This window comes from Cronobacter turicensis (assembly GCF_041222865.1).
Taxonomy (GTDB): Bacteria; Pseudomonadota; Gammaproteobacteria; order Enterobacterales; family Enterobacteriaceae; genus Cronobacter; species Cronobacter turicensis.
Map to the genome: position 1 here is coordinate 431218 of NZ_CP165997.1, position 23820 is coordinate 455037.

The following is a 23820-nucleotide window of genomic DNA, read 5'->3' on the forward strand; positions in this document are numbered from 1 at the left end:
CCTTAATCAAACTTAATGCGCGTGGCTTTGAGGTTCACGACCGCCAGCGCGCCCACCAGCAGGAAGATAAGCGTGGCGATAGCCGCTGCGAGGCCAAAATCCTGTCCGCCGCCGCCTTCAAAGGCGATACGCCAGGTGTAGCTCACGAGCAAGTCGGTATAGCCCGCAGGCGTCGTGGTGCCGATGCGGTCCGGGCCGCCGTTGGTTAACAGCAGGATCAGCACGAAGTTATTAAAGTTAAACGCGAAGCTTGCGATCATCAGCGGCGTTAGCGGCTTGATAAGCAAAGGGAACGTAATTTTAAAGAAGTTCTGGAACGGGCCTGCGCCGTCCATCGCGGAAGCCTCATACAGATCGTCCGGAATAGCTTTCAGCAGCCCCATGCACAGGATCATCATGTACGGGTAGCCAAGCCAGGTATTGACGATAATGATCATGGTGCGCGCCGTGGTCGGGTCGGTAAACCACGCCGGTTTGATGCCAAACAGCGCGCTCAGCATCATGTTGATCTCACCAAAGCTCTGGTTGAACAACCCTTTGAAAATCAGAATAGAAATAAACGACGGCACCGCATAGGGGAGGATAAGCAACACGCGGTAGATGGCTTTACCCTTCAGCGATTCCCACTGCACCAGGCACGCCAGCACCATGCCGACCGCCACGGTCAGCACCACGGTCAGCGCCGCAAAGACGACCGTCCAGACGAAAATCGCCATAAACGGCTTCTGGATGCCTTCATCGGCAAAGACGCGTAAGAAGTTATCCCAGCCAATCGTCACGGTATAACCGGGGCTCAGCTTCTCATCGCCCCACTGGCCATCGGCGTTAACCGACTGATAAAAGCCAATCTCATTATTCGGGCGGTACTTCACGCCGCTCTGGTTGTTGGTGAGCGTGCCGTCGCCGGCGAGCGTATAGAGCGGACGGGTGCCGGAGAACTGGCGCAGCGAACTCATGACGAGCTGGCTTTCGTCCGGCAGTTCGGCGGTTATCTGGTTCAGCGCCTGGCGATGCTGGGTGATCACGCGCAGGCTCGCGCGTTCGCCTTCCGGCAGGGCTGGCGCGGCGGTAAGTTTCAGTTTCTGCTCGCCGCCAAATTTAAACGGCTCCGAGAGGAAGTATTTGCCGCTGGCGCCATCAGTGAGCGCCAGTCGCCACTGCTCGCCTGCGGGATACAGACCAAAGGCATAGCTTTCGCCCGCCTGGTATTTACGGTCCATCAGCACGTCACGCGCGCGCTCCTGGGTGAGCTGGTTGGTGCTGCTGTAGTTGGTAAAGGCGATGGCGATGGTGCAGGCCAGCGGGAAGAGCACGAACAGCCCCATGCCCGCGAGCCCCGGATACACATAGCGCCACGCATAGGTGCGGCGATTCGCGAAAATATAGAGGCCAGCCGAGCTTAAAATCAGCGTCATGATGGCGAACAGGTATTCCCCCTGTGCGTACATTAAAACGACAAGGTAACCCACCAGTAAGCCCAGCAGACCAATCGCCGACCACTTCAGCGCGTCGCTTTGCCACCAGTGTTTCTTTTTAATGACATCCATGGGGATAATCCTCAACAACGATGAAAACGTAGGTGTGGCCGTGCCACGATGCAACTCTTTACAGGGTGTGGCGGGGGCGTTTCGCTTACCTGCCTGCTTGTGTTCGTGGGTGCGTTACGCTTACCCACCCTACCTGGCGTTTGTGGGGGCGTTTCGCTAACCCACCGTCTGTCTCTGTGAATGGTTTTGTAGGGCGGGTAAGCGAAGCGCCACCCGCCGTTTGCCGCTATCGCTTACTTGGCGATGCGGGTTTGTGCGTCTTTCAGCGCTTCATCGACGGTCTGACGGCCGGTGACGGCGTTAACTACCGCAGTACGTACGGCATACCAGAACGCAGACATTTGCGGCACGTTAGGCATAATTTCGCCGGTTTTCGCGTTTGCCATGGTGGCGGCGATGCGTGGATCTTTCTCCAGCTTCTCCTGGTAAGACTTCAGCGCGACGGCGCCCAGCGGTTTGTCTTTATTCACCGCTTCCAGGCCCTGATCGGTCAGCAGGTAGTTTTCCAGGAACTCTTTCGCCAGCTCTTTGTTCGGGCTGGCCGCGTTGATACCCGCGCTCAGCACGCCGACGAACGGTTTAGACGGCTTGCCTTTGAAGGTCGGCAGCTGCGCCACGCCGTAGTTAACTTTGCTTTTGTCGATGTTGGCCCACGCCCACGGACCGTTGATGGTCATGGCGGTATCGCCTTTGTTGAATGCCGCTTCCGCGATGGAATAGTCGGTGTCAGCGTTCATATGTTTATCTTTGATAAGCTCGACCAGGAAGTTCAGGCCCGCTTTGGCGCCCGCGGTGTCGACGCCGACGTTTTTCACGTCATATTTGCCGTTCTCAAACTTAAAGGCATAACCGCCGTCAGCGGCAATAATCGGCCACGTGAAGTACGGTTCCTGAAGGTTAAACATCAGCGCGCTCTTGCCCTTCGCCTTCAGTTCTTTATCGAGTTTCGGGATCTCTTCCCAGGTTTTCGGCGGGTTTGGTACGAGGTCTTTGTTGTAGATCAGCGACAGAGATTCCACGGCAACCGGGTAGGCAATGATTTTGCCGTTATAGCGCACCGCGTCCCAGGTGAACGGATAAATCTTGTCCTGGAATGCTTTCTCCGGCGTGATTTCCGCCAGCAGGCCAGATTGCGCGTAGCCACCAAAACGGTCATGCGCCCAGAAGATAATGTCCGGACCGTCGCCGGTTGCTGCTACCTGCGGATATTTCTCTTCCAGTTTGTCCGGGTGTTCAACAGTGACTTTAATGCCGGTGTCTTGCTCAAACTTCTTACCCACTTCGGCCAGGCCGTTATAGCCTTTATCACCGTTGATCCAGATAACCAGCTTACCTTCTTCGATCTTGGCCAGAGCAGAGGCAGAAAAGAGCGCCGTCGTCAGCGCTGAGAGGGCGAGGAGGCGTACGCCGCTTTTAATTTTCATAACTCCTATCCTTTTAGTGGTTTGCGCGTGGATACACGTATTGGCTTTACGTGTAACAGTCTGGGCATCTGGCAAGCGCTTCTCATCCTCCTTTCCTCTACGCCCCACCGCTTCGTAGTGTGATCTACGTAACATAAGTGGATTTTCTGTGGTCCCGCGCACAGAAAACCGCTGCGTTTTTTGCCGCTTGCATCACGAAAATCGCCGGGGGCCGCCCGGCCGCAGGACAGCTGCCACCCCCTCATCCTCCCGTCTCCTCCCCCATAAAAAAGGCAGGGGTGGAGGATGGCTTGCCTTCATCTGAAGGGCATAGTGCCGTCAACGTGTTTTTCCCGTGAAATCGGGTGAAGTAAACAAGGGAGAAGGGAATGGCAGGCGTTCAGCTTCGCAACGTAACAAAAGCCTGGGGCGACGTTGTGGTGTCGAAAGATATCAACCTCGACATTACCGAAGGCGAGTTTGTCGTATTTGTCGGGCCGTCGGGCTGCGGGAAATCAACGCTGCTGCGTATGATTGCCGGACTTGAGACCATCACCAGCGGCGATTTGCATATTGGCGGCAAGCGTATGAATGACGTGCCGCCTGCCGAGCGCGGCGTGGGGATGGTGTTTCAGTCTTACGCGCTCTATCCGCATCTGTCCGTGGCCGAAAACATGTCTTTCGGTCTGAAGCTGGCGGGCGCCCGTAAAGAAACCATCAACCAGCGCGTCACGCAGGTGGCGGAAGTGCTGCAACTGGCGCACCTGCTGGACCGTCGCCCGAAGGCGCTCTCCGGCGGCCAGCGTCAGCGTGTGGCGATTGGCCGTACGCTGGTGGCGGAGCCTTCCGTGTTCCTGCTCGATGAGCCGCTCTCAAACCTGGACGCCGCGCTGCGCGTGCAGATGCGTATTGAGATCTCCCGTCTTCATAAGCGCCTTCAGCGCACCATGATTTACGTCACCCACGATCAGGTCGAAGCGATGACGCTCGCCGACAAAATCGTGGTGCTGGACGCAGGCCGCGTCGCCCAGGTGGGCAAGCCGCTGGAACTCTATCACTACCCGGCCGATCGCTTCGTCGCGGGCTTTATTGGCTCGCCGAAAATGAACTTCCTGCCGGTGAAAGTCACCGCCACCGCTATCGATCAGGTGCAGGTAGAACTGCCGAACCGCCAGCTGGTCTGGCTGCCGGTAGAAAGTACCCATGTTCAGGTGGGGGCCAATATGTCCCTTGGCATCCGCCCCGAACACCTCCTGCCAAGCGATATCGCCGATGTAACGCTTGAAGGCGATGTGCAGGTGGTCGAACAGTTAGGTCATGAGACTCAGATTCATATCCAAATCCCTGCGCTGCGTCAGAACCTGGTCTACCGCCAGAATGACGTCGTGCTGGTAGAAGAGGGCGCCACATTCGCTATCGGCTTGCCGCCGGAGCGTTGTCATCTTTTTCGGGAAGATGGCACCGCCTGTCGTCGGTTGCATAAAGAGCCGGGCGTTTAAGCGCCCCCGCTTACAAAGAAAAGCAATGATCTCAGGAGATAGAATGATGATAACTCTGCGTAAACTCCCTCTGGCTGTGGCCGTGATGGCGGGCATCTTCGCCGCTCAGGCCTCCGCTGTGGACTTCAAAGGTTACGCCCGTTCCGGCATCGGCTGGACCGGTAGTGGTGGCGAACAGCAGTGCTTCCAGGCAACCGGTGCCGGCGCTAAATACCGTCTGGGTAATGAATGTGAAACCTATGCGGAACTTAAATTAGGTCAGGAAGTATGGAAAGAAGGCGACAAGAGCTTCTATTTCGATACTAACGTGGCCTATTCCGTTGCACAGCAGAACGACTGGGAAGCGACCAGCCCGGCGTTCCGCGAAGCTAACGTACAGGGTAAAAACCTGATTGACGCGCTGCCGGGTTCAACCATCTGGGCCGGTAAACGCTTCTATCAGCGTCACGACGTTCACATGATCGACTTCTACTACTGGGATATCTCCGGCCCGGGCGCAGGTCTTGAAAACGTCGATCTTGGCTTTGGTAAGCTCTCTGTTGCGGCAACCCGCTCCTCTGAAGCTGGCGGCTCCGCAACCTTCCAGAGCGACAGCATTTATGACTATAACAAGAGCACGGCTAACGACGTTTTTGACGTTCGCTTAGGCAGCCTGGAAGTGAACCCGGGCGGTACGCTGGAACTGGGTGTCGACTACGGTCGTGCCAACGCGCGTGACGACTACTATCTGGCTGACGACGCGACCAAAGATGGCTGGATGTTCACCGCAGAACACGTTCAGACTATCGGTACCGGCTTCAACAAGTTTGTCGTTCAGTATGCGACAGATGCGCTGACCTCTCAGGGTAAAGGCCTGTCTCAGGGCTCTGGCATTGGCATCAGCGACACCGATCCTAAGTTCGCGTATGCGCAGAACAACAACGGTCACATGCTGCGTTTAATCGATCACGGCTCAATTTCCATGGGCGATCGCTGGGACATGATGTATGTCGGTATGTACCAGGACATCGACTGGGATAACAACAACGGCACCCGTTGGTGGACCGTAGGTGTGCGCCCGATGTTTAAATGGACGCCTATCATGAGCACCCTGCTGGAAGTTGGCTATGACAACGTGAAATCCCAGCGTACTGACGAAACCAACAACCAGTACAAAATCACCCTGGCGCAACAGTGGCAGGCAGGCGACAGCATCTGGTCTCGCCCGGCGCTGCGTGTGTTCGCAACCTACGCCAAGTGGGATGAAAAATGGGGCTATGACCGTGAGGGCAACCCGAGCAATAACGCCAACTATGGCTACGCGGTTAAAGATGGCTTTAACGGTGGCAGCTTCGGTCGCGGCGACAGCGATGAGTGGAGCTTCGGCGCCCAGATGGAAATCTGGTGGTAATCACGCGTAATTGCAGTAACAAGAGGGGCGCAAGCCCCTCTTAACCCTCATTGAAAAGTACCGATTTTCGGGAAGCGCGCTATTGCCTGGCTACCGTTTCCCTTTCCATCCGAGGTAATAAAAATGAAAAAACGTCTCGTCGCATTATGCTTAAGCGCAGGGCTGCTTGCAGGCCTGCCCGCCGTCAGCTTCGCTGATGTGAATATCGTGCCGCAGAACACCTCCGCCGCGCCGTCTGTTCCGGCGGGTGAGTTACAGCGCCTGACCTGGACGCCTGTCGCGCAGTCGCAGACTCAGACGACCGATCTCGCCGCCGTGGGGCAGACCCTCAACGTACCGGGCATTACCGGTAAAGTCGCCGCCTATAGCGTGCCGGCGAATATCGGCGAACTGACCATTACGCTTACCAGCCTTGCGAACAAGCAGACCGGCATTTATGCCCCGAACGTGCTGGTGCTGGATCAAAACTTAACGCCTGCCGCCTACTTCCCGAGCAGCTATTTTACCTATCAGGAGCCGGGCGTGGTGTCTGAAGACCGCCTCGAAGGCGTCATCAAGCTGACGCCAGCGCTGGGACAGCAGAAACTGTACCTGCTGGTCTTTACCACGCCGCAGGATCTGCAGAAGACGACGACCATGACCAACCCGGCGAAGGCTTACGCCAAAGGGGTGGGTAACGCCGTGCCGGATATCGCCGATCCGGTGGCCCGTCACACGCCTGACGGCAAGCTTAAAGTGAAAGTAAGCACTAACTCCGCATCCAGCGTTCTGGTCGGCCCGCTGTTTGGCTCCTCCGGCCCGTCGTCTGTGACGGTCGGCAACACCGCAGCACCTGCAACCGCCTATTCCGCTCCGGCGCCTGCCGCACCAGCTGCCGCGCCAGCGCCCGCCGCGAAGCGCGAACCGGTACTTAACGACACCGAAGCCTATTTCAATCGCGCCATTAAGGACGCTGTCGCTAAAGGCGATGTCGATAAAGCGCTGAAACTGCTGGATGAAGCTGAGCGTCTCGGCTCCACCACGGCTCGTCAGACTTTTATCAGCAGCGTAAAAGGCAAGGGGTGACCGTCTCCCCACGCTGCTGATGTTTGCAACACCTGGTGCGCTTGCGCGCACCTTTTTTCCTGGCGCAGCATGCCGTTCTGTTGCACCCATGTTGCGCTTTTGTTCGTACCCCTTGTTTCCCCGCCCCCGTTTTGCCGGTTCTGCGTTACAATACGTCCACTTTTGGCCCCGGAGAGTCACGCATGTCCCATCCCGCGCTGAGACAACTGCGCGCGTTGTCCTTTTTTGACGATATCAGCACGCTGGATAGCGCGCTGCTCGACTGGCTGATGCTGGAAGATTCCATGACCCGCCGTTTCGAGAGTTTTTGCGATCGCGTGACGGTCGAGATGCTGTTTGAAGGCTTTGTCGGCCCTGAAAGGCTGGAAGACGAGGGGGCGTTTTTACCTCATGAGCCGCGCTACTGGCTGCGCGAAATCCTGCTGTGCGGTGACGGCGTACCGTGGCTGGTCGGGCGCACGCTGGTGCCGGAGTCTACACTGTGTGGGCCAGAACTGGCGTTGCAGCAGCTTGGCACCACGCCGCTGGGTCGTTATCTGTTTACCTCATCCACCCTTACGCGTGACTTTATCCAGCCGGGCCGCAGCGAGGCGCTCTGGGGGCGTCGCTCCCTGTTGAGGCTGTCCGGCAAGCCGCTGCTGCTGACCGAACTGTTTTTACCCGCATCACCCTTGTACAGAGAGGAAAAATAATGGAGTGGAGCCTGACGCAGAATAAGCTGCTCGCCTATCACCGCCTGATGCGCACCGATAAGCCGATCGGCGCGTTACTGCTGCTCTGGCCGACGCTGTGGGCGCTGTGGGTGGCGTCGCCCGGCGTGCCGCCGCTGTGGATCCTGGCGGTGTTTGTGGCGGGCGTCTGGCTGATGCGCGCCGCAGGCTGCGTGGTGAATGATTATGCCGACCGTAAATTTGACGGGCACGTGAAGCGCACGGCGCACCGGCCTCTGCCGAGCGGCGATGTGACCGAAAAAGAGGCGCGCAATCTGTTCGTCATCCTGGTGCTGCTGTCGTTTTTGCTGGTGCTGACGCTGAATGTGAAAACCATTTTGCTCTCGGTCGCGGCGCTGGCGCTGGCCTGGATGTACCCCTTCATGAAGCGCTATACCCATCTGCCGCAGGTCGTGCTGGGCGCGGCGTTTGGCTGGTCGATTCCGATGGCGTTTTGCGCGGTGAGCGAGTCGCTGCCGTTAAGCTGCTGGCTGATGTTTTTCGCGAATATCTGCTGGGCGGTGGCCTACGACACCGAATACGCGATGGTCGATCGCGACGATGACGTGAAAATCGGCGTGAAGTCGACGGCTATTCTTTTCGGACGCCACGATAAGCTGATTATCGGGCTGTTGCAGATTGCCGTGCTGGCGCTGCTGGGCGTGGTGGGCTGGCTGAACGGGCTGGGCGCGTTTTATTATGCAAGCCTTGCAGGCGCAGGCGCGCTGTTTATCTGGCAGCAGAAAATCATTGCCGGGCGCGATCGCGACGCCTGTTTCCGCGCCTTTTTGAATAATAACTATGTAGGGCTGTTGGTGTTTATCGGCCTGGCGCTGAGTTATTTGAAATTCTGAAAGAGAAGCGGGGAAACCCGCTTTTTTATTAGCGGTAGCGCTGTGACGGCGGGTAAGCAAAGCGCACCCGCCAGCATCAACGACTACCATCCATTCCTGTCGCCACGCTGTACACCAATAAAAAAGGCAGGTTTCCCCGCCTTTTCACTGTCACCGATTACGCTTAATCACGCGCTCGCTTGTGCCGCCGCGCTCTCGATGGTCAGCCTCACATCGGACGTCATCAGCTCCGCCAGCATCTGGTAAACCTTCATGGTTTCCGCCGGTTCGGCATCGCCGGTATCGCTGATATAACCTTCATCACGCAGGGTCAGCACCAGCGTTGAGAACACCGCTTTATCGAAGAACTCCGGCGCGTTAATGCCGTGCAGCACGGAAAGACGCTGCGCCACGGTGCGGCTCTCTTTCTCAAGCGTTCCGCGGTTGATGGACGGATTAGCGCTCAGCAGCCAGAAGGTGATCGCGTAGCGTTGCAGCGTTTCGCGCACGCCTGCGGCCAGCAGTTGCAGCGTACGGGAGCGCGCCGGGTTCACCTGTAGCCAGGCGTCGTCGGCAAGGATCAGCCCCTGCTGCGCCAGCTCATTGATCAGCGCGTCGACAACCGCTGACACCTCTTCTTTTTCCCAGCGCAGGAACAGCTCCGTCTTCAGCATCGGGAACAGCAGTTCAACCTGCTGCTGCACCGCTTCACGGCTGATGCGACGATGTTGCGTCACGATAGCGGCGATAAGCGAAGGCAACACCAGCATATGCATGATGTTATTACGGTAATAGGTCATCAGCACTGCCTGCTCGCGCGGCAACACGATGATATCGCCGATCGTATCCTTCTCGACATCGAACTTGTTCATCTGCAACGCGTGTTCGATAAGCTGCGTCGCCGTAGCGTCCGGTACCGTGGCATCTGAGGCGTACGGCACGTTACGCAGCAGGCTCAGGTAGCAATCCAGCTGTTCGGTTAACTGCTCGCGCGTTAACGAACGCTGACGCGACGCCAGCAGCGCGGTACAACACAGGTTCATGGCGTTAGCCGCGCCCGCATTGTTGATGCGCACCATCAGTTGTGAGGCAATCTCATTCACCGTCGGGGTCAGCCACGCCGGGCGGACGGCTTCGATCGGGTCGATGGAATCGCGCCACTCCGGCACGTGCTGGTTCAGGAAGGTCATCAGCGGCAGCGGTTCGCCGAAGTTCACATAGCCCTGACCCAGGTTACGCAGCTTGCTTAAGCCGCGCAGCATTTGCAGCAGGCTCTCTTTCTCTTTGGTAGCGCCGCGCAGCTCTTTGGCGTAAGTGCCCACTTCCATCACATGCTCATAGCCAATGTAAATCGGCACCAGCGTAATCGGACGCGTACCGCCGCGAAGCATGGCCTGGATGGTCATCGACAGCGTGCCGGTTTTCGGATCGAGCAGACGACCGGTGCGTGAGCGCCCGCCTTCCACGAAATACTCGACCGAGTAGCCGCGGCTGAACAGTTCGCCGAGATATTCGCGAAATACGGTGGAGTAAAGCTTGTTGCCCTTAAAGGTGCGGCGGATAAAGAACGCGCCCAGACGGCGGAAAATCGGCCCGGCTGGCCAGAAGTTCAGGTTAATGCCTGCGGCGATATGCGGCGGCACCAGCCCCTGGTGATAGAGCACGTAAGAGAGCAGCAGATAGTCCATGTGACTGCGATGGCAGGGCACATAGACAATCTCGTGGCCGTCATGGGCCAGTTGGCGCACCCGCTCGGCGTTATGAACATTAATGCCCTGGTAGAGACGGTTCCAGGTAAACCCAAGCACGCGGTCGGTAAGGCGAATCGCCTCGTAAGAGAAGTTTGCGGCGATCTCTTCCATTAACGCGACGGCGTTCTGCTGGGCTTTCTCGTGCGAGATTTTTTTGGTGCGCGCTTCGTCTTCAACGGCGCGGGCGATAGCTTTTGACGAGAGCAGCTTGTTGAAGAGATCCTGGCGCGCAGGCAGGCGCGGGCCGACGGCGGCGAGGCGCTGGCGGGCGAAATGCATGCGCGCCACGCGGGCCAGTTTCTGGGCGATACGCTTGTCCGTACCGTGCTCAGTCGCCATGCGGCGCAGCGACACCGGCGGCGAGAAACGCACAAAGCTGTCGCGGCCAAGCCAGGAGACGGCGAAGAATTTCTGAACGCCGTTCAGCATACGCAGCGGCGGGTTTTCCTCGCCTTTTTCGCGCCCCGGCGAGCGGCCGAACATGACCGACACCGGCACCATCTGGACGTCGAGGTCCGGGTTGCTGCGGTGCAGATCGAGATAATTGTGGAACAGCTTGATCGACTCTTCCTTCGGCGTGTAGTAAGTAAACACGCGGGGGCCGCCATGGATAAACACATAGCGCGGCAGTTCGGTGCCGTCGATAACCAGCGGTTCCAGCGGATCCGGTAGATCGTGCTCCAGGCACTGGGCCCGCAGCGTCAGGAGATCCGCCTTCGAGTTATACGGCAACACATACATGATGGGGCGTGACGTATCGAGCCCAAGTTCGGGGCAGGGCGCCGCCGGGATGGACTTGCTTTTTACCAGCACGCTTAATGGTAAATTAAGTAATTTGTAGTAAATTCGTGGCCAACCGGACATAAACGATGTAAAGCCTCTGGTTAATAATGCAATTGCGGCGCAAGAATATCAGAAACTCCATAGAATTTCTGTGGTGCTTCTTTATCGAAGCGCATTAGCATTGACGCCTGAATTTAAAAAAGGTTTCTTGTCATGGCCAATAACACCACGGGGTTAACCCGAATTATTAACGCTGCCGGCTATTCCTGGAAGGGATTACGCGCCGCCTGGAAAAATGAGGCTGCATTTCGCCAGGAGGGAGTTGCCGTGATAGCGGCCATTCTTATCGCCTGCTGGCTGGATGTCGACCCGATCACCCGCGTACTGCTGATTGGCTCCGTGACGCTGGTGATGATCGTTGAAATCCTCAACAGCGCTATCGAAGCGGTGGTCGATCGCATCGGCCCTGAATTTCATGAACTTTCGGGGCGCGCCAAGGATATGGGCTCCGCCGCGGTCCTGCTGTCGATTATCCTCGCGCTGGTCGTGTGGGTCACGCTGCTCTGGCAGCATTTGCGATAAGTTTTCCAGAAATCGCGAAAGAAGCGCTTTTTTAACCGGTTATGGTTTTAAAATCACCTTTAGCTGTATATACTCACAGCATAACTGTATATGCACCCAGGGGGCGGAATGAAAGCATTAACTACCAGGCAACAAGAGGTGTTTGATCTCATTCGGGATCACATCAGCCAGACCGGCATGCCGCCTACACGTGCGGAAATCGCGCAGCGTCTGGGTTTCCGTTCGCCAAACGCGGCGGAAGAACACCTTAAGGCGCTGGCGCGCAAAGGGGTGCTTGAAATAGTGTCCGGCGCGTCGCGCGGTATTCGTCTGCTGCAGGAAGAAGAAACGGGCCTGCCGCTGGTGGGGCGCGTCGCCGCGGGCGAGCCGCTGCTGGCTCAGCAGCATATTGAAGGCCACTATCAGGTTGATCCAGGCCTCTTTAAGCCGAACGCCGATTTCCTGCTGCGTGTTAGCGGGATGTCGATGAAAGATATCGGGATTATGGACGGCGACCTGTTAGCGGTTCATAAAACGCAGGATGTGCGCAACGGCCAGGTAGTTGTCGCGCGTATCGATGATGAAGTGACGGTAAAACGCCTCAAAAAACAGGGGAATATCGTTGAACTTCTGCCAGAGAACAACGAGTTCAAACCTATCGTTGTCGATCTGCGCGAGCATAACTTCTCTATCGAAGGTCTGGCGGTCGGCGTGATCCGTAACGGCGAATGGCTCTGAGGCCTTTCCCGGCTTCCTGACGCCGCATTACCGTAACTGGCCCGCCCCGGTTACGGTAATGGCTCCTCTGCGCGACTCATGCGCTTTATACTTTTCCTTCTTCGCGTAACGGCATCGGAACGCCATATGCCTTTTCTCACTCCTACCGATAAAGCTCTCTGGCGCCTCGCGCTGCCAATGATTTTCTCCAACATCACCGTGCCGCTGCTGGGCCTGGTGGATACCGCCGTGATTGGTCATCTCGATAGCCCCGTCTATCTGGGCGGCGTCGCCGTTGGCGCGACGGCCACCAGCTTCCTGTTTATGATGCTGCTCTTTTTACGTATGAGCACCACCGGGTTAACCGCCCAGGCATTTGGCGCGCGCGATCCGGCAGCGCTGGCCCGCGCGCTGGTGCAGCCCATGGCGCTGGCGCTTATTGCCGGGGGGCTGATTATCGCGCTGCGCGAGCCGCTGATTCAGCTGGCGCTGCATATTACTGGCGGCAGCGACGCCGTACTGGCGCAGGCCAGACGGTTTCTGGAGATCCGCTGGCTCAGCGCGCCCGCGTCGCTTGCCAACCTGGTGTTGCTGGGCTGGCTGCTGGGCGTTCAGTACGCCCGCGCGCCGGTTATCCTGCTGGTGGTCGGGAATCTGCTGAACATTGCGCTTGATCTCTGGTTCGTCATGGGGCTTGGCCTTAACGTCCAGGGCGCGGCGCTGGCAACGGTGATAGCGGAATACGTGACGCTCGGCATCGGGCTGATGATGGCGGCCCGCGTGCTGCGTCTGCGCGGCATTACCTTGTCGATGCTGAAAACCGCGTGGCGCGGCGGCATCGGCAGGCTGCTGAAGCTTAACCGCGACATCATGCTTCGCTCGCTGCTGTTGCAGATCTGCTTTGCCTCGGTCACCGTATTTGGCGCCCGGCTTGGCAGCGATATTGTCGCCGTTAACGCCATTCTGATGACGCTGTTAACCTTCACGGCTTATGCGCTCGACGGCTTCGCCTATGCAGTGGAAGCCCATGCCGGGCAGGCATTCGGCGCGCGGGATAAATCGCAGTTGCACAGCGTCTGGCGCGCGGCGTGCCGCCAGGCAGGCATGGTCGCGCTGGCATTCGCGCTGCTTTATGCCGTGGCGGGTCAGTATATTGTGTCGCTGTTAACCTCACTACCGTCATTGCAGGCGCTGGCGCAGCCCTATCTCTTCTGGCAGGTGATTTTGCCGGTGGTCGGCGTCTGGTGTTATCTGCTGGATGGGATGTTTATCGGCGCGACGCGCGGGGCGGAGATGCGCAACAGTATGGCCGTCGCGGCGCTCGGCTTTGGCCTGACGCTCCTGACGCTGCCGCGGCTTGGCAACCATGGACTCTGGCTTGCGCTTACCGTTTTTCTGGCGCTGCGCGGACTGTCGCTCGGTTATTTATGGCGTCGCGGTCGCTTGCTGCATTAGGCAAGATCGCTGAAATTACATCGCTGCGGATAAGAGTAAAATCGTCGGCTTCAGCGCTTCGTTGTGGTTAAAGATTCTGAATATCCCACCAGGGATAAAATTGACGTCTAAACTGAGTAGTACGTTCAGCAAATGATGACATGACCCGCGCTGAACCCCCACAGGAAAACCTGTGAGACTGATTCACTACCGAATGTTAAGGAGACGTCTATGAACAGAGATGAAGCTGGCGGTAACTGGAAACAGTTCAAAGGTAAAGTGAAAGAGCAATGGGGTAAATTAACCGACGATGATATGACCATCATCGAAGGGAAACGTGACCAGCTGGTGGGTAAAATCCAGGAACGTTACGGTTACGCAAAAGATGAAGCCGACAAGGAAGTGACTGACTGGGAAAGCCGCCACGATTACCGCTGGTAATCGGGCCACCACCTCAAACGGTATTTTCCCTCTGAGGCTGCCCTGCCCAACGGTACAAGGATGTACCACCCACCCTGATTTAACGCCCTTTCTTTTTCACGGTAATACTGTGGTCATGACCACACTGCCCCTGATGGCGACACGCCTCAACTTCCGCACACACCGCACATAGCCCATGCGCTTCAATCACATTATGGCGCAACGCAAAGCCCATTCTGGCCGCCAGCGCATGCATAATATCTTCCACGCCTTCTGCTGCCTCTTCTTTTACCACGCCACATCTGTCGCAGATAAACATCGCCGAAGTATGCGCCGGGGTATCAAACAGATGACAAAGCACATAGCTGTTGGTGGATTCCACCTTATGCACAAACCCCTGCTCCAGGAGAAAATCGAGCGCGCGGTACACGGTCGGCGGCTTTGCCTGCGGCTCGGTTTCACGCAATAAATCGAGTAGATCGTAAGCGCTGATGGCGCCCGGCTGGATGGTCATCAGGCGCAGCACTTCGAGGCGCTGCGGAGTCAGGCGCACATTACGTTGCTGGCAGAGCTTTTCAGCTTGCGCCAGAACTTCCTGCGTAATCGTCGTATCCATCGGCATCCTCTATGAGTTGGGTCTGAGTCATCACTTTATCATGAACCTGCCAAAACACCGACATCCCGGCTGTGTTATACCTTTTAAGGAGTGTTCTCTGGAGGTTTATATGCAAACGCGGCCTGAATGTATTTGTCACTGGCAGGATGTGGAAGGAAACGACGACGCGGGCTACCCCGACAGCAATGAATTAATGTCTATCGGCGCGCCGCTGGCGAAACGCACCGGGCTTACGCGGCTTGGCATTCACCATGAGCGCCTGCCGCCAGGGCGTCGTACCTCTTACCCCCACGCGGAAAGCAGTGAAGAAGAGTTTGTTTATGTGCTCGAAGGGTTTCCGGAGGTCTGGCTCAATGGCGAGTTGTGGCCTTTAAAGCCGGGCGACAGCGTTGGCTTCCCGGCGGGCACCGGCCTTTGCCACACCTTTATCAATAATACCGACAGCGAAGTGCGGCTACTGGTCGTGGGCGAGGCGAATAAACCGGAAAACCGAATTTACTACCCGCTTAATGGCCCCTATGCGGCCACCCGCCCGGATCGCTGGATAGACCACCCGCCACAATTTTTTGGCCCGCACGACGGCTTACCTACACGAATTAAGAACCCTAATCTATAAATAATGAGGGCGATCGCGAAACGAGCCCGGCATTGCCGTTGAGTTAAAGCCTCAACCTCTGGCGTAGTGCGTTCTTCACAACAGAAATCGTCTCTGTCATGAACCGACAGAGGATGTCCTTCATGTTGCTAATAAGCAGGTAAACAGTGAAAAATATAATCAAACCTTCAGTGGCAGCCGTCGCCCTTTCTCTGGTGATAGCCAATCAGGCGAGTGCGGCAAATACCTGGGCGCAGGCCCGTAACGATGCAATGGGTGGCACCGGCGTGGCGTCAGCCGATTACGGCAGCGGCGTGCTGATTAACCCGGCGCTACTGGCGCGCTCTCAACCGGAAGATGACGTTACCGTTATTCTCCCGGCCTTACAGGCGCAAATTTCTGATGAAGATAATCTTGAAGATGAGATCGACCATATCAGCGATCGCGTCGATTATTACCGGGATGTCGTGAACAGCCTGACGCCTGGCGATATCGCCGCCGATCCGTTCGGCACGCTGCGCCAGTTCCAGGGCGCGGCGGGCGAGCTTGGCGACGAGCTGGAATACCTGCGCGGTAAAACGGCAAGCGCACGCGCGGCGGGCGGCATCGCGGTGAGTATCCCGAGCGATGTGCTCGCGGTGGCGTTTGTGGCGAAAGCCTATGCGCATGCCCGCATCAGCACCCGCGTGGATCAAAGTGACATCGACTACCTGCGCCGGATTCAGAACGACGATCTCTATGCTGGCGGTCAGATTATTAACGCGGCGATCAACGGCTCAGACACCATCACCGATCGCCTGACCTCTACGGCGTTTGGCCGCGCGGCGATCGTTTCCGATTACGGCGTGGCGTTTGCGCACCGGTTCCAGGTGGGCGACGTGCCGGTTTCCGTCGGCGTTACGCCGAAGCTGCAAAAAACCTGGCTCTATAACTACACCGCCTCGATTTATAACTATGATAGCGGCGATCTGAACAGCACGCGCTATCGCAACGACGATAACGGTTTCAACGTCGATGCCGGCGTGGCGGCGGATTTCGGCCCTAACTGGACCGTGGGCGTGAGCGGGCAGAACCTGGTGTCGCGCGATATCGAGACCAAAGAGGTCAACGGGTATAAAGATACCTATCAGATCTCGCCGCTGGTCACCGCTGGCGTGGCCTGGCATAACGACCTGGTGACGCTGAGCGCCGATGGCGATTTGACGGAAACCAAAGGCTTTAAGAGCGAAGAGAACTCGCAGTTCGTCGGCGTCGGCGCCGAGGTGCGTCCGCTTAACTGGCTGGCGGTGCGCGCCGGTTATCGGGCAGACGTGAAGGATAACGAAAGCGATGTGTTTACCGCGGGTGTCGGCTTCGCGCCGTTTAACCGCGTGCATGTCGATTTGACCGGCATCGTTGGTGAAAACGAAACCTGGGGCGCAGGCGCGCAGCTGAGCCTGACCTTCTGACCGTGTGCAGGGGCGCAGTGCGCCCCTGCCTGAAGTTTGTGCTATAGTAGCGCCCCTTTTTCAGCCCGAACTTCGACTCGCTTAGCTATTATGACGTCCACATCCCGTAACGCTTTCCCCGCCCATCGCTTTTCCATCGCGCCGATGCTCGACTGGACCGATCGCCATTGCCGCTATTTCCTGCGCCAGCTCTCGTCGCAGGCGCTGCTGTATACCGAAATGGTCACCACGGGCGCGATCATCCATGGCAAGGGCGATTATCTTGCCTATAGCGATGAGGAGCATCCGGTAGCGTTGCAGCTGGGCGGGAGCGATCCGGCGGCGCTGGCGCACTGCGCAAAGCTCGCCGAGGCGCGCGGCTATGACGAAATTAACCTCAATGTCGGTTGTCCGTCTGACCGCGTTCAGAATGGTCGTTTCGGCGCCTGCCTGATGGGCGAGGCGCAGCTGGTCGCTGACTGCGTGAAGGCGATGCGCGATGTGGTGTCCATTCCGGTGACGGTCAAAACCCGTATCGGCATCGACGACCAGGACAGTTACGAATTCCTCTGCGATTTCGTCGGCACCGTGGCGGAGCAGGGCGGGTGCGACACCTTTATTATTCATGCGCGCAAGGCGTGGCTCTCCGGCCTGAGCCCGAAAGAAAACCGCGAAATCCCGCCGCTGGATTATCCGCGCGTTTACCAGTTAAAGCGCGATTTCCCGCAACTTACGATGTCGATCAACGGCGGCATCAAAACGCTGGACGACGTGAAAGCGCACCTGGCGCATATGGATGGCGTGATGGTGGGCCGCGAGGCGTATCAGAATCCTGGCCTGCTGGCGTCGGTCGATCGCGAAATCTTCGGGCTTGATACGCCGGATGCCGATCCGGTGGCTGTCGTGCGCGCCATGTATCCGTATATTGAGGGCGAGCGGGCGAAAGGCACCTATCTTGGCCATGTCACCCGCCACATGCTGGGGCTCTTCCAGGGGATTCCTGGCGCGCGGCAGTGGCGCCGCTATCTCAGCGAAAACGCCCACAAGCCAGGCGCCGGTATTGACGTGCTGGAGCAGGCGCTGAAGCTGGTGGCCGATAAACGTTAAGATTCGCCACAATATGGTCAATTTCACTAACGCCTCAGGTAACCGCCTGGGGCGTTTCTTTTTAATTCAATAAGTTAATTCTGGCACGAAACTTGTAATAGTAGGGCATAACGTTTTTAAGGAGAACGACAATGTTTGAACTGCTGTTTGTGGTGGCTTTCTTCCTGATGCTGCTGGCGACCGGCGTGTCGTTGCTGGGCATTATCGCCGCGCTGATGGTGGCGACGCTGGTGATGTTTTTCGGCGGCATATTCGCGCTGATGATTAAAGTGCTGCCGTGGCTGCTGCTGGCGGTGGCGGTGGTGTGGGTGATCCGTACGGTGAAGGCGCCGAAAGTGCCTGATTATCGTCGCACTTCACGTTACAGCCGGACGAATCGCTGGCGTTACTAATAAGTTGCGGGGTTGATCACAACCTCGCAACTTTCCGGCCTGCTTTGGCCGGCAAAGCATGTTCTTTGCTGAGTCTATCTGTCACTATGTCAGCCGTGTTACCGAATTCATCAGCGCTGTACCCTACATGCGGCGCGAACAATAAAAAAGAAAGGGCTTCCTGCGGGAAGCCCTAATTCATTCAGGGAATCAATAAGCTGGAACCTTGCGTACTGCGGCTCTCCAGTGTCTTATGGGCGCGTGCGGCGTCTTCGAGCGCGAACTTCTGGCCTTCCGCTACCTCCACTTTGATAACCCCGCTGGCGATCAGCGAAAAGAGTTCGTTGCTGGCTTCTTCCAGCTCGGCGCGGTTGGTCAGATAGCCGTTTAGCGACGGCCGGGTGACGTAAAGCGAGCCTTTCTGGTTAAGAATCCCGAGATTCACGCCGGTGACCGGGCCGGAGGCGTTGCCGAAGCTCACCATCAACCCACGGCGTTGCAGGCAGTCGAGCGACGACTCCCAGGTTTCTTTGCCCACCGAGTCATAGACCACACGGACTTTTTTGCCGCCGGTCAGCTCTCGCACTCTTTCAGGCACGCTTTCTTCACGGTAGTTGATGGTCTGCCAGGCGCCCGCCTGCTTCGCCCGCTGGGCTTTTTCCGCAGAACCGACAGTACCGATAAGCCGCGCGCCCAGCGCTTTCGCCCACTGGCAGGCGATAAGCCCGACGCCGCCCGCCGCGGCATGGAACAGAAACATCTCGTCGGGTTTGATTTCGTAGGTTTTGCGCAGGAGATAAAAGACCGTCAGCCCTTTTAAAAAGCAGGCCGCCGCCTGTTCAAAAGAGATGACGTCCGGGAGCACGACGGCTTTGTCCGCCGGCACGTTATGGACCGAGCTGTAAGCGCCGAGCGCCGACTGCGCGTAGACGACGCGATCGCCCGGTTTCAGGTGCGTCACGCCGCTGCCGACTTTCGTCACGACGCCCGCGGCTTCGGTGCCAAGGCCCGCCGGGAGCGCCGGGGCGGGTAGAGACCGCTGCGAATATAGGTGTCGATATAGTTGATGCCGATGGCTTTGTTTTCCACCTGCACTTCCAGCTCGTCCGGGGCGGCCGGGGTAAACGTCACCGCTTTTAACACTTCTGGTCCGCCATGCTGGCTGAACTCAATACGCGTCGCCATAGGAACTCCTTGTTAAGTGTCGGGCATGAACGCGGGAGCGTGCAAACTGAGTACAAAACGACTCAGATCAGATACACTCCTCATTCTCTCTGATGATGATTTTTGGTAACTCCATTCACTATGGCAGGAAATAAACCCTTCAACAAACCTACTGAACCGCGTGACCCGCAGGTCGCCGGGCTGAAAATGCCGCCGCATTCCATGGAGGCGGAACAGTCGGTGTTGGGCGGTTTAATGCTGGATAACGAGCGCTGGGACGATGTGGCCGAGCGCGTCGTGGCCGAGGATTTTTACACCCGCCAGCACCGCATGATCTTCACCGAAATGCATCGCCTGCAGGAGATGGGCAAACCCATCGATCTGATTACGCTTTCCGAATCGCTGGAGCTCCAGGGACAGCTGGAAAGCGTCGGCGGTTTTGCGTATCTCGCGGAGCTTTCTAAAAACACGCCAAGCGCCGCGAATATCAGCGCCTATGCGGATATCGTGCGCGAACGCGCGGTCGTGCGCGACATGATTTCTGTCGCCAATGAGATAGCCGACGCCGGTTACGATCCGCAGGGCCGCAGCAGCGAAGATCTGCTCGATCTCGCCGAATCGCGCGTATTCCAGATAGCCGAAAACCGCGCCAATAAAGACGAAGGCCCGAAGAGTATCGATCAGATCCTCGAAGCCACCGTCGCGCGTATCGAATCGCTTTACCAGCAGCCGCATGACGGCGTGACAGGCGTTGATACGGGCTATCAGGATCTCAACAAAAAGACCGCGGGCTTACAGCGCTCGGATCTGATCATCGTAGCGGCGCGTCCGTCGATGGGTAAAACTACGTTCGCGATGAACCTGTGCGAAAACGCCGCGATGCTGCAGGATAAACCGGTGCTGATCTTCTCCCTTGAGATGCCCGGCGAGCAGATCATGATGCGTATGCTGGCGTCGCTCTCCCGCGTGGATCAGACGCGCATTCGTACCGGTCAGCTCGATGATGAGGACTGGGCGCGTATTTCCGGCACCATGGGCATCCTGCTTGAGAAGCGCAATATGTATATTGACGACTCCTCGGGCCTGACGCCGACGGAAGTCCGCTCACGCGCGCGCCGTATTTTCCGCGAGCACGGCGGCTTAAGCCTGATTATGATCGACTACCTGCAATTGATGCGCGTGCCGTCGCTCTCCGATAACCGTACGCTGGAAATTGCCGAGATTTCCCGCTCGCTGAAAGCGCTGGCCAAAGAGCTTCAGGTGCCGGTGGTGGCGCTCTCGCAGCTTAACCGCTCGCTGGAGCAGCGCGCCGATAAGCGTCCGGTGAACTCGGATCTGCGTGAATCCGGCTCTATCGAGCAGGACGCCGACCTGATTATGTTTATCTATCGTGACGAGGTTTATCACGAAAACAGCGACTTAAAGGGCATCGCGGAGATTATTATCGGTAAACAGCGTAACGGCCCGATAGGCACGGTGCGCCTGACGTTTAACGGGCAGTGGTCGCGGTTTGATAATTATGCCGGGCCCCAGTACGACGACGAATAAAATCCCCGTCATCCTTCACGCCGCAGGTGCGTTGACCGCGCTCGCTCACCCCGGTCACTTAGTTCACTAAGCTCCCGGGGATTCACGAGCTTGTCGCCTTCCTGCAACGCGAATGATTTAGGGGATTTACAGTAACTCTTTAAATAAGCAAGGAAAGTCAATGCAAGCGGCAACTGTGGTAGTAAACCGCCGCGCTCTGCGTCACAACCTGCAACGCCTGCGTGAACTGGCGCCCGCCAGCCAGCTGGTTGCGGTGGTGAAGGCAAACGCCTATGGACACGGTCTTCTTGAGACCGCCCGCACTCTCCCTGATGCCGATGCGTTCGGCGTGGCCCGCCTCGAAGAGGCGCTGCGCCTGCGCGAAGGCGGCATTACCCAACCCATTCTTTTGCTCGAAGGCTTTTTTAACGCCGACGATCTACCGGCGATTGCCGCGCAACGGCTACACACGGCGGTACACAGCGAAGAGCAACTGGCGGCGCTGGAGCAGGCGACGCTGTCAGAGCCCGTCACCGTCTGGATGAAGCTCGACACCGGCATGCATCGCTTAGGCGTGCGCCCGGAAGCGGCGCAGGCGTTTTACAACAGGCTCGCGGCCTGTAAAAACGTGCGTCAGCCGGTGAACGTGGTGAGTCATTTCGCCCGCGCCGACGAGCCAGATTGCGGCGCTACCGAGCGCCAGCTCGATATTTTCAACAGCTTCACGCATGACAAACCGGGCAAGCGCTCGATTGCCGCCTCCGGCGGGATCCTGTTCTGGCCGCAGTCGCATTTTGATTGGATACGCCCCGGCATTATTCTCTACGGCGTGTCGCCGCTCGATACCCACCCATGGGGCGCGGAGCTTGGCTTTCAGCCTGCGATGTCGCTGATTTCAAGCCTTATCGCCGTGCGCGATCATAAAGCCGGCGAACCCGTCGGTTACGGCGGCACCTGGGTGAGCGAGCGCGACACGCGGCTCGGCGTCGTGGCGATGGGCTATGGCGACGGGTATCCGCGCTGCGCGCCCACCGGCACGCCGGTGTTAGTCAATGGCCGCGAAGTGCCGATTGTCGGGCGCGTGGCGATGGATATGATCTGCGTCGATTTAGGCCCCGATGCGCCGGAAAAAGCAGGTGATACAGTAGTGATGTGGGGCGAAGCGCTGCCGGTCGAACGTATCGCCGAAGTAACGGGAGTGAGTGCTTACGAACTTGTTACGCGGCTGACCTCCAGGGTGGCGATGCGTTACCTGGAGTGAAGGTAACGCACCGGCGTGTGAATGACTGACGGTGGGTGCGCTGCGCTTATCCACCCTACAAACACCGGGCTTCTTCTGTAGGGCGGGTAAGCGCAGCGCACCCGCCATGTTCCTGAACGCAGCGTACCCGCCACATCCCTCTCGATCTGCCGCGCTATCCGGTTTATTGTGAAGACACATCACACCGTAAATCTGGAGAACCAAGCGTGTTTCAGAATGTTGACGCCTACGCCGGCGACCCCATCCTTTCGCTGATGGAGCGCTTTAAAGAAGATCCACGCAGCGACAAAGTAAACCTGAGTATCGGCCTTTATTACAACGAACAGGGGATTATCCCGCAGCTACAGGCCGTGGCTCAGGCAGAAGCGCGCCTTAACGCGCAGCCACACGGCGCCTCGCTTTATCTCCCGATGGAAGGACTCAACCACTATCGCAGCGCGATTGCGCCGCTGCTGTTCGGCGCCGATCACCCGGCGCTGACCGCAGGCCGTATCGCCAGCATCCAGACAGTGGGCGGCTCAGGCGCGCTGAAAGTCGGTGCGGATTTCCTTAAACGCTACTTTCCACAATCCCGCGTCTGGGTGAGCGATCCGACCTGGGAAAACCACGTGGCCATCTTCAGCGGCGCCGGGTTTGAAGTAAGCACTTACCCCTGGTTTGACGAAGCCACCAACGGCGTGCGTTTTGAGGCATTGCTGGAAAAGCTCAACACCCTGCCTGCGCGCGATGTCGTGCTGCTGCACCCGTGCTGCCATAACCCGACCGGCGCGGATCTCACTAATGCCCAGTGGGATGCCGTCGTTGAGGTACTGAAAGCGCGCGAGCTGATCCCATTCCTGGATATCGCCTATCAGGGCTTTGGCGCCGGCATGGAAGAAGATGCCTATGCCATTCGCGCTATCGCCAGCGCAGGCCTCCCGGCGCTGGTCAGCAACTCGTTCTCCAAAATCTTCTCGCTCTATGGCGAGCGCGTGGGCGGGTTGTCGGTAGTCTGTAATGATGCAGACACCGCTGCGCGCGTACTGGGGCAGCTGAAAGCGACTGTGCGCCGCAACTACTCCAGCCCGCCGAATTTTGGCGCGCAGGTGGTGGCGACGGTGCTTAATGATGCCGCGCTGAAAGCGCAATGGCTCGCCGAGGTTGAAGCGATGCGCAGCCGCATTCTGGAGATGCGCCAGGCGCTGGTGGATGTCCTCAAAACGGAAGTGCCGGGGCGTAATTTCGATTATCTGCTCAGGCAGCGCGGGATGTTCAGCTATACCGGCCTCAGCGCCGCGCAGGTCGATCGCCTGCGTGACGAGTTCGGCGTTTACCTGATTAGCAGCGGTCGCATGTGCGTGGCGGGTCTCAACAGCCGTAACGTAAAACAGGTGGCGCAGGCGTTTGCCGCCGTGATGTAACGTGTTTTAAAAGCGCTGCCTGGCGGCGCTTTTTTTCTTATTTACCCACGTCTTGCGCCAATTCTGATCGATTTCACATTAATTTGTAACAGCTGTGAAATATTTGAACAGCTGGTTTATCTTGCATTTCATTCGTTGTAAAAATTCATAGCGCTTATATGATGGGTATTAATTATTTCTGGTGATTAGTCGACCAATGAATAAGTGGCTACAGCGGGTATCATTCATTGAATCTATTT

At 57.7% G+C, this 23820-nt stretch carries 20 protein-coding genes and 1 pseudogene; 16 read left to right on the forward strand and 5 right to left on the reverse strand.

Translation table 11 applies throughout. The features are described 5' to 3' along the window. Positions 1–2: 2 nt before the first annotated feature. Positions 3–1547, reverse strand: a complete 1545-nt coding sequence (gene malF / locus AB8W27_RS02090) for a maltose ABC transporter permease MalF (RefSeq protein ID WP_041923984.1) — start codon at positions 1545–1547, stop codon at positions 3–5. 233 nt (positions 1548–1780) lie between these two features. Next, positions 1781–2971, reverse strand: coding sequence for a maltose/maltodextrin ABC transporter substrate-binding protein MalE (gene malE, locus AB8W27_RS02095; RefSeq protein WP_041923983.1), 1191 nt, complete (start codon positions 2969–2971; stop codon positions 1781–1783). 368 nt (positions 2972–3339) lie between these two features. On the opposite strand from malE, the gene malK reads away from it, so the two are divergent. From malK to ubiA, 5 genes are all read left to right on the forward strand, one after another. Continuing rightward, complete coding sequence (gene malK / locus AB8W27_RS02100) at positions 3340–4449, forward strand: maltose/maltodextrin ABC transporter ATP-binding protein MalK (protein ID WP_007764642.1); 1110 nt, start codon at positions 3340–3342, stop codon at positions 4447–4449. Between the two features lie 43 nt (positions 4450–4492). Beyond that, complete coding sequence (locus AB8W27_RS02105; RefSeq protein WP_041923982.1) at positions 4493–5839, forward strand: maltoporin; 1347 nt, start codon at positions 4493–4495, stop codon at positions 5837–5839. A 117-nt stretch (positions 5840–5956) separates the two neighbouring features. Continuing rightward, on the forward strand, positions 5957–6904 hold the full coding sequence (gene malM / locus AB8W27_RS02110; RefSeq protein ID WP_032806855.1) for a maltose operon protein MalM: 948 nt from the start codon (positions 5957–5959) through the stop codon (positions 6902–6904). A 182-nt stretch (positions 6905–7086) separates the two neighbouring features. Next, the gene (gene ubiC / locus AB8W27_RS02115; protein ID WP_041923981.1) at positions 7087–7596 is read left to right on the forward strand and encodes a chorismate lyase; all 510 of its coding nucleotides are present in this window, start codon (positions 7087–7089) and stop codon (positions 7594–7596) included. Further along, positions 7596–8468, forward strand: coding sequence for a 4-hydroxybenzoate octaprenyltransferase (gene ubiA, locus AB8W27_RS02120; RefSeq protein WP_041923980.1), 873 nt, complete (start codon positions 7596–7598; stop codon positions 8466–8468). The genes ubiC and ubiA overlap by 1 nt, the downstream gene beginning before the upstream one ends. Positions 8469–8635: 167 nt before the next feature. Here ubiA and plsB read toward each other — a convergent pair whose 3' ends face one another. Then, positions 8636–11062, reverse strand: coding sequence for a glycerol-3-phosphate 1-O-acyltransferase PlsB (plsB, locus tag AB8W27_RS02125; RefSeq protein WP_041923979.1), 2427 nt, complete (start codon positions 11060–11062; stop codon positions 8636–8638). Between the two features lie 132 nt (positions 11063–11194). Here plsB and AB8W27_RS02130 point away from each other — a divergent pair, with 132 nt between their 5' ends. From AB8W27_RS02130 to AB8W27_RS02145, 4 genes are all read left to right on the forward strand, one after another. Beyond that, a complete protein-coding gene (locus tag AB8W27_RS02130; RefSeq protein ID WP_004388588.1) occupies positions 11195–11563 on the forward strand; it encodes a diacylglycerol kinase in 369 nt (122 codons plus the stop codon). 108 nt (positions 11564–11671) lie between these two features. Further along, entirely contained in the window at positions 11672–12280 is a 609-nt protein-coding gene (gene lexA / locus AB8W27_RS02135) for a transcriptional repressor LexA (protein WP_015742662.1), read from the forward strand. 126 nt (positions 12281–12406) lie between these two features. Further along, positions 12407–13714 (forward strand): MATE family efflux transporter DinF, encoded by a 1308-nt coding sequence (gene dinF, locus AB8W27_RS02140; protein WP_041923978.1) that lies wholly within the window; start codon positions 12407–12409, stop codon positions 13712–13714. A gap of 210 nt (positions 13715–13924) precedes the next feature. Further along, a complete protein-coding gene (locus AB8W27_RS02145) occupies positions 13925–14134 on the forward strand; it encodes a CsbD family protein (protein WP_004388591.1) in 210 nt (69 codons plus the stop codon). A gap of 79 nt (positions 14135–14213) precedes the next feature. On the opposite strand, the gene zur is transcribed toward AB8W27_RS02145, so the two are convergent. Beyond that, positions 14214–14729 (reverse strand): zinc uptake transcriptional repressor Zur, encoded by a 516-nt coding sequence (zur, locus tag AB8W27_RS02150; protein WP_015742660.1) that lies wholly within the window; start codon positions 14727–14729, stop codon positions 14214–14216. 109 nt (positions 14730–14838) lie between these two features. Between zur and AB8W27_RS02155 the strand changes: the two genes are divergently transcribed. The 4 genes from AB8W27_RS02155 to pspG all read left to right on the forward strand — a co-directional run bounded on the left by AB8W27_RS02155 (position 14839) and on the right by pspG (position 18250). Then, on the forward strand, positions 14839–15345 hold the full coding sequence (locus tag AB8W27_RS02155; protein ID WP_015742659.1) for a cupin domain-containing protein: 507 nt from the start codon (positions 14839–14841) through the stop codon (positions 15343–15345). A gap of 146 nt (positions 15346–15491) precedes the next feature. After that, positions 15492–16772, forward strand: a complete 1281-nt coding sequence (locus AB8W27_RS02160; RefSeq protein WP_041923977.1) for a conjugal transfer protein TraF — start codon at positions 15492–15494, stop codon at positions 16770–16772. Positions 16773–16862: 90 nt separating this feature from the next. Next, positions 16863–17858: a tRNA dihydrouridine(20/20a) synthase DusA gene (dusA, locus tag AB8W27_RS02165; RefSeq protein ID WP_041923976.1), complete on the forward strand. Its 996-nt coding sequence runs from the start codon at positions 16863–16865 to the stop codon at positions 17856–17858. A 131-nt stretch (positions 17859–17989) separates the two neighbouring features. Beyond that, entirely contained in the window at positions 17990–18250 is a 261-nt protein-coding gene (gene pspG, locus AB8W27_RS02170; RefSeq protein WP_007764605.1) for an envelope stress response protein PspG, read from the forward strand. Between the two features lie 181 nt (positions 18251–18431). Here pspG and AB8W27_RS02175 read toward each other — a convergent pair. After that, positions 18432–19414: pseudogene (locus AB8W27_RS02175) on the reverse strand (quinone oxidoreductase). A 120-nt stretch (positions 19415–19534) separates the two neighbouring features. Here AB8W27_RS02175 and dnaB point away from each other — a divergent pair. The 3 genes from dnaB to tyrB all read left to right on the forward strand — a co-directional run bounded on the left by dnaB (position 19535) and on the right by tyrB (position 23581). After that, complete coding sequence (gene dnaB / locus AB8W27_RS02180; protein ID WP_007764598.1) at positions 19535–20941, forward strand: replicative DNA helicase; 1407 nt, start codon at positions 19535–19537, stop codon at positions 20939–20941. Positions 20942–21101: 160 nt separating this feature from the next. Continuing rightward, on the forward strand, positions 21102–22181 hold the full coding sequence (gene alr / locus AB8W27_RS02185) for an alanine racemase (RefSeq protein ID WP_041923975.1): 1080 nt from the start codon (positions 21102–21104) through the stop codon (positions 22179–22181). Positions 22182–22387: 206 nt separating this feature from the next. Beyond that, a complete protein-coding gene (gene tyrB / locus AB8W27_RS02190) occupies positions 22388–23581 on the forward strand; it encodes an aromatic amino acid transaminase (RefSeq protein ID WP_015742653.1) in 1194 nt (397 codons plus the stop codon). Positions 23582–23820: the final 239 nt, after the last annotated feature.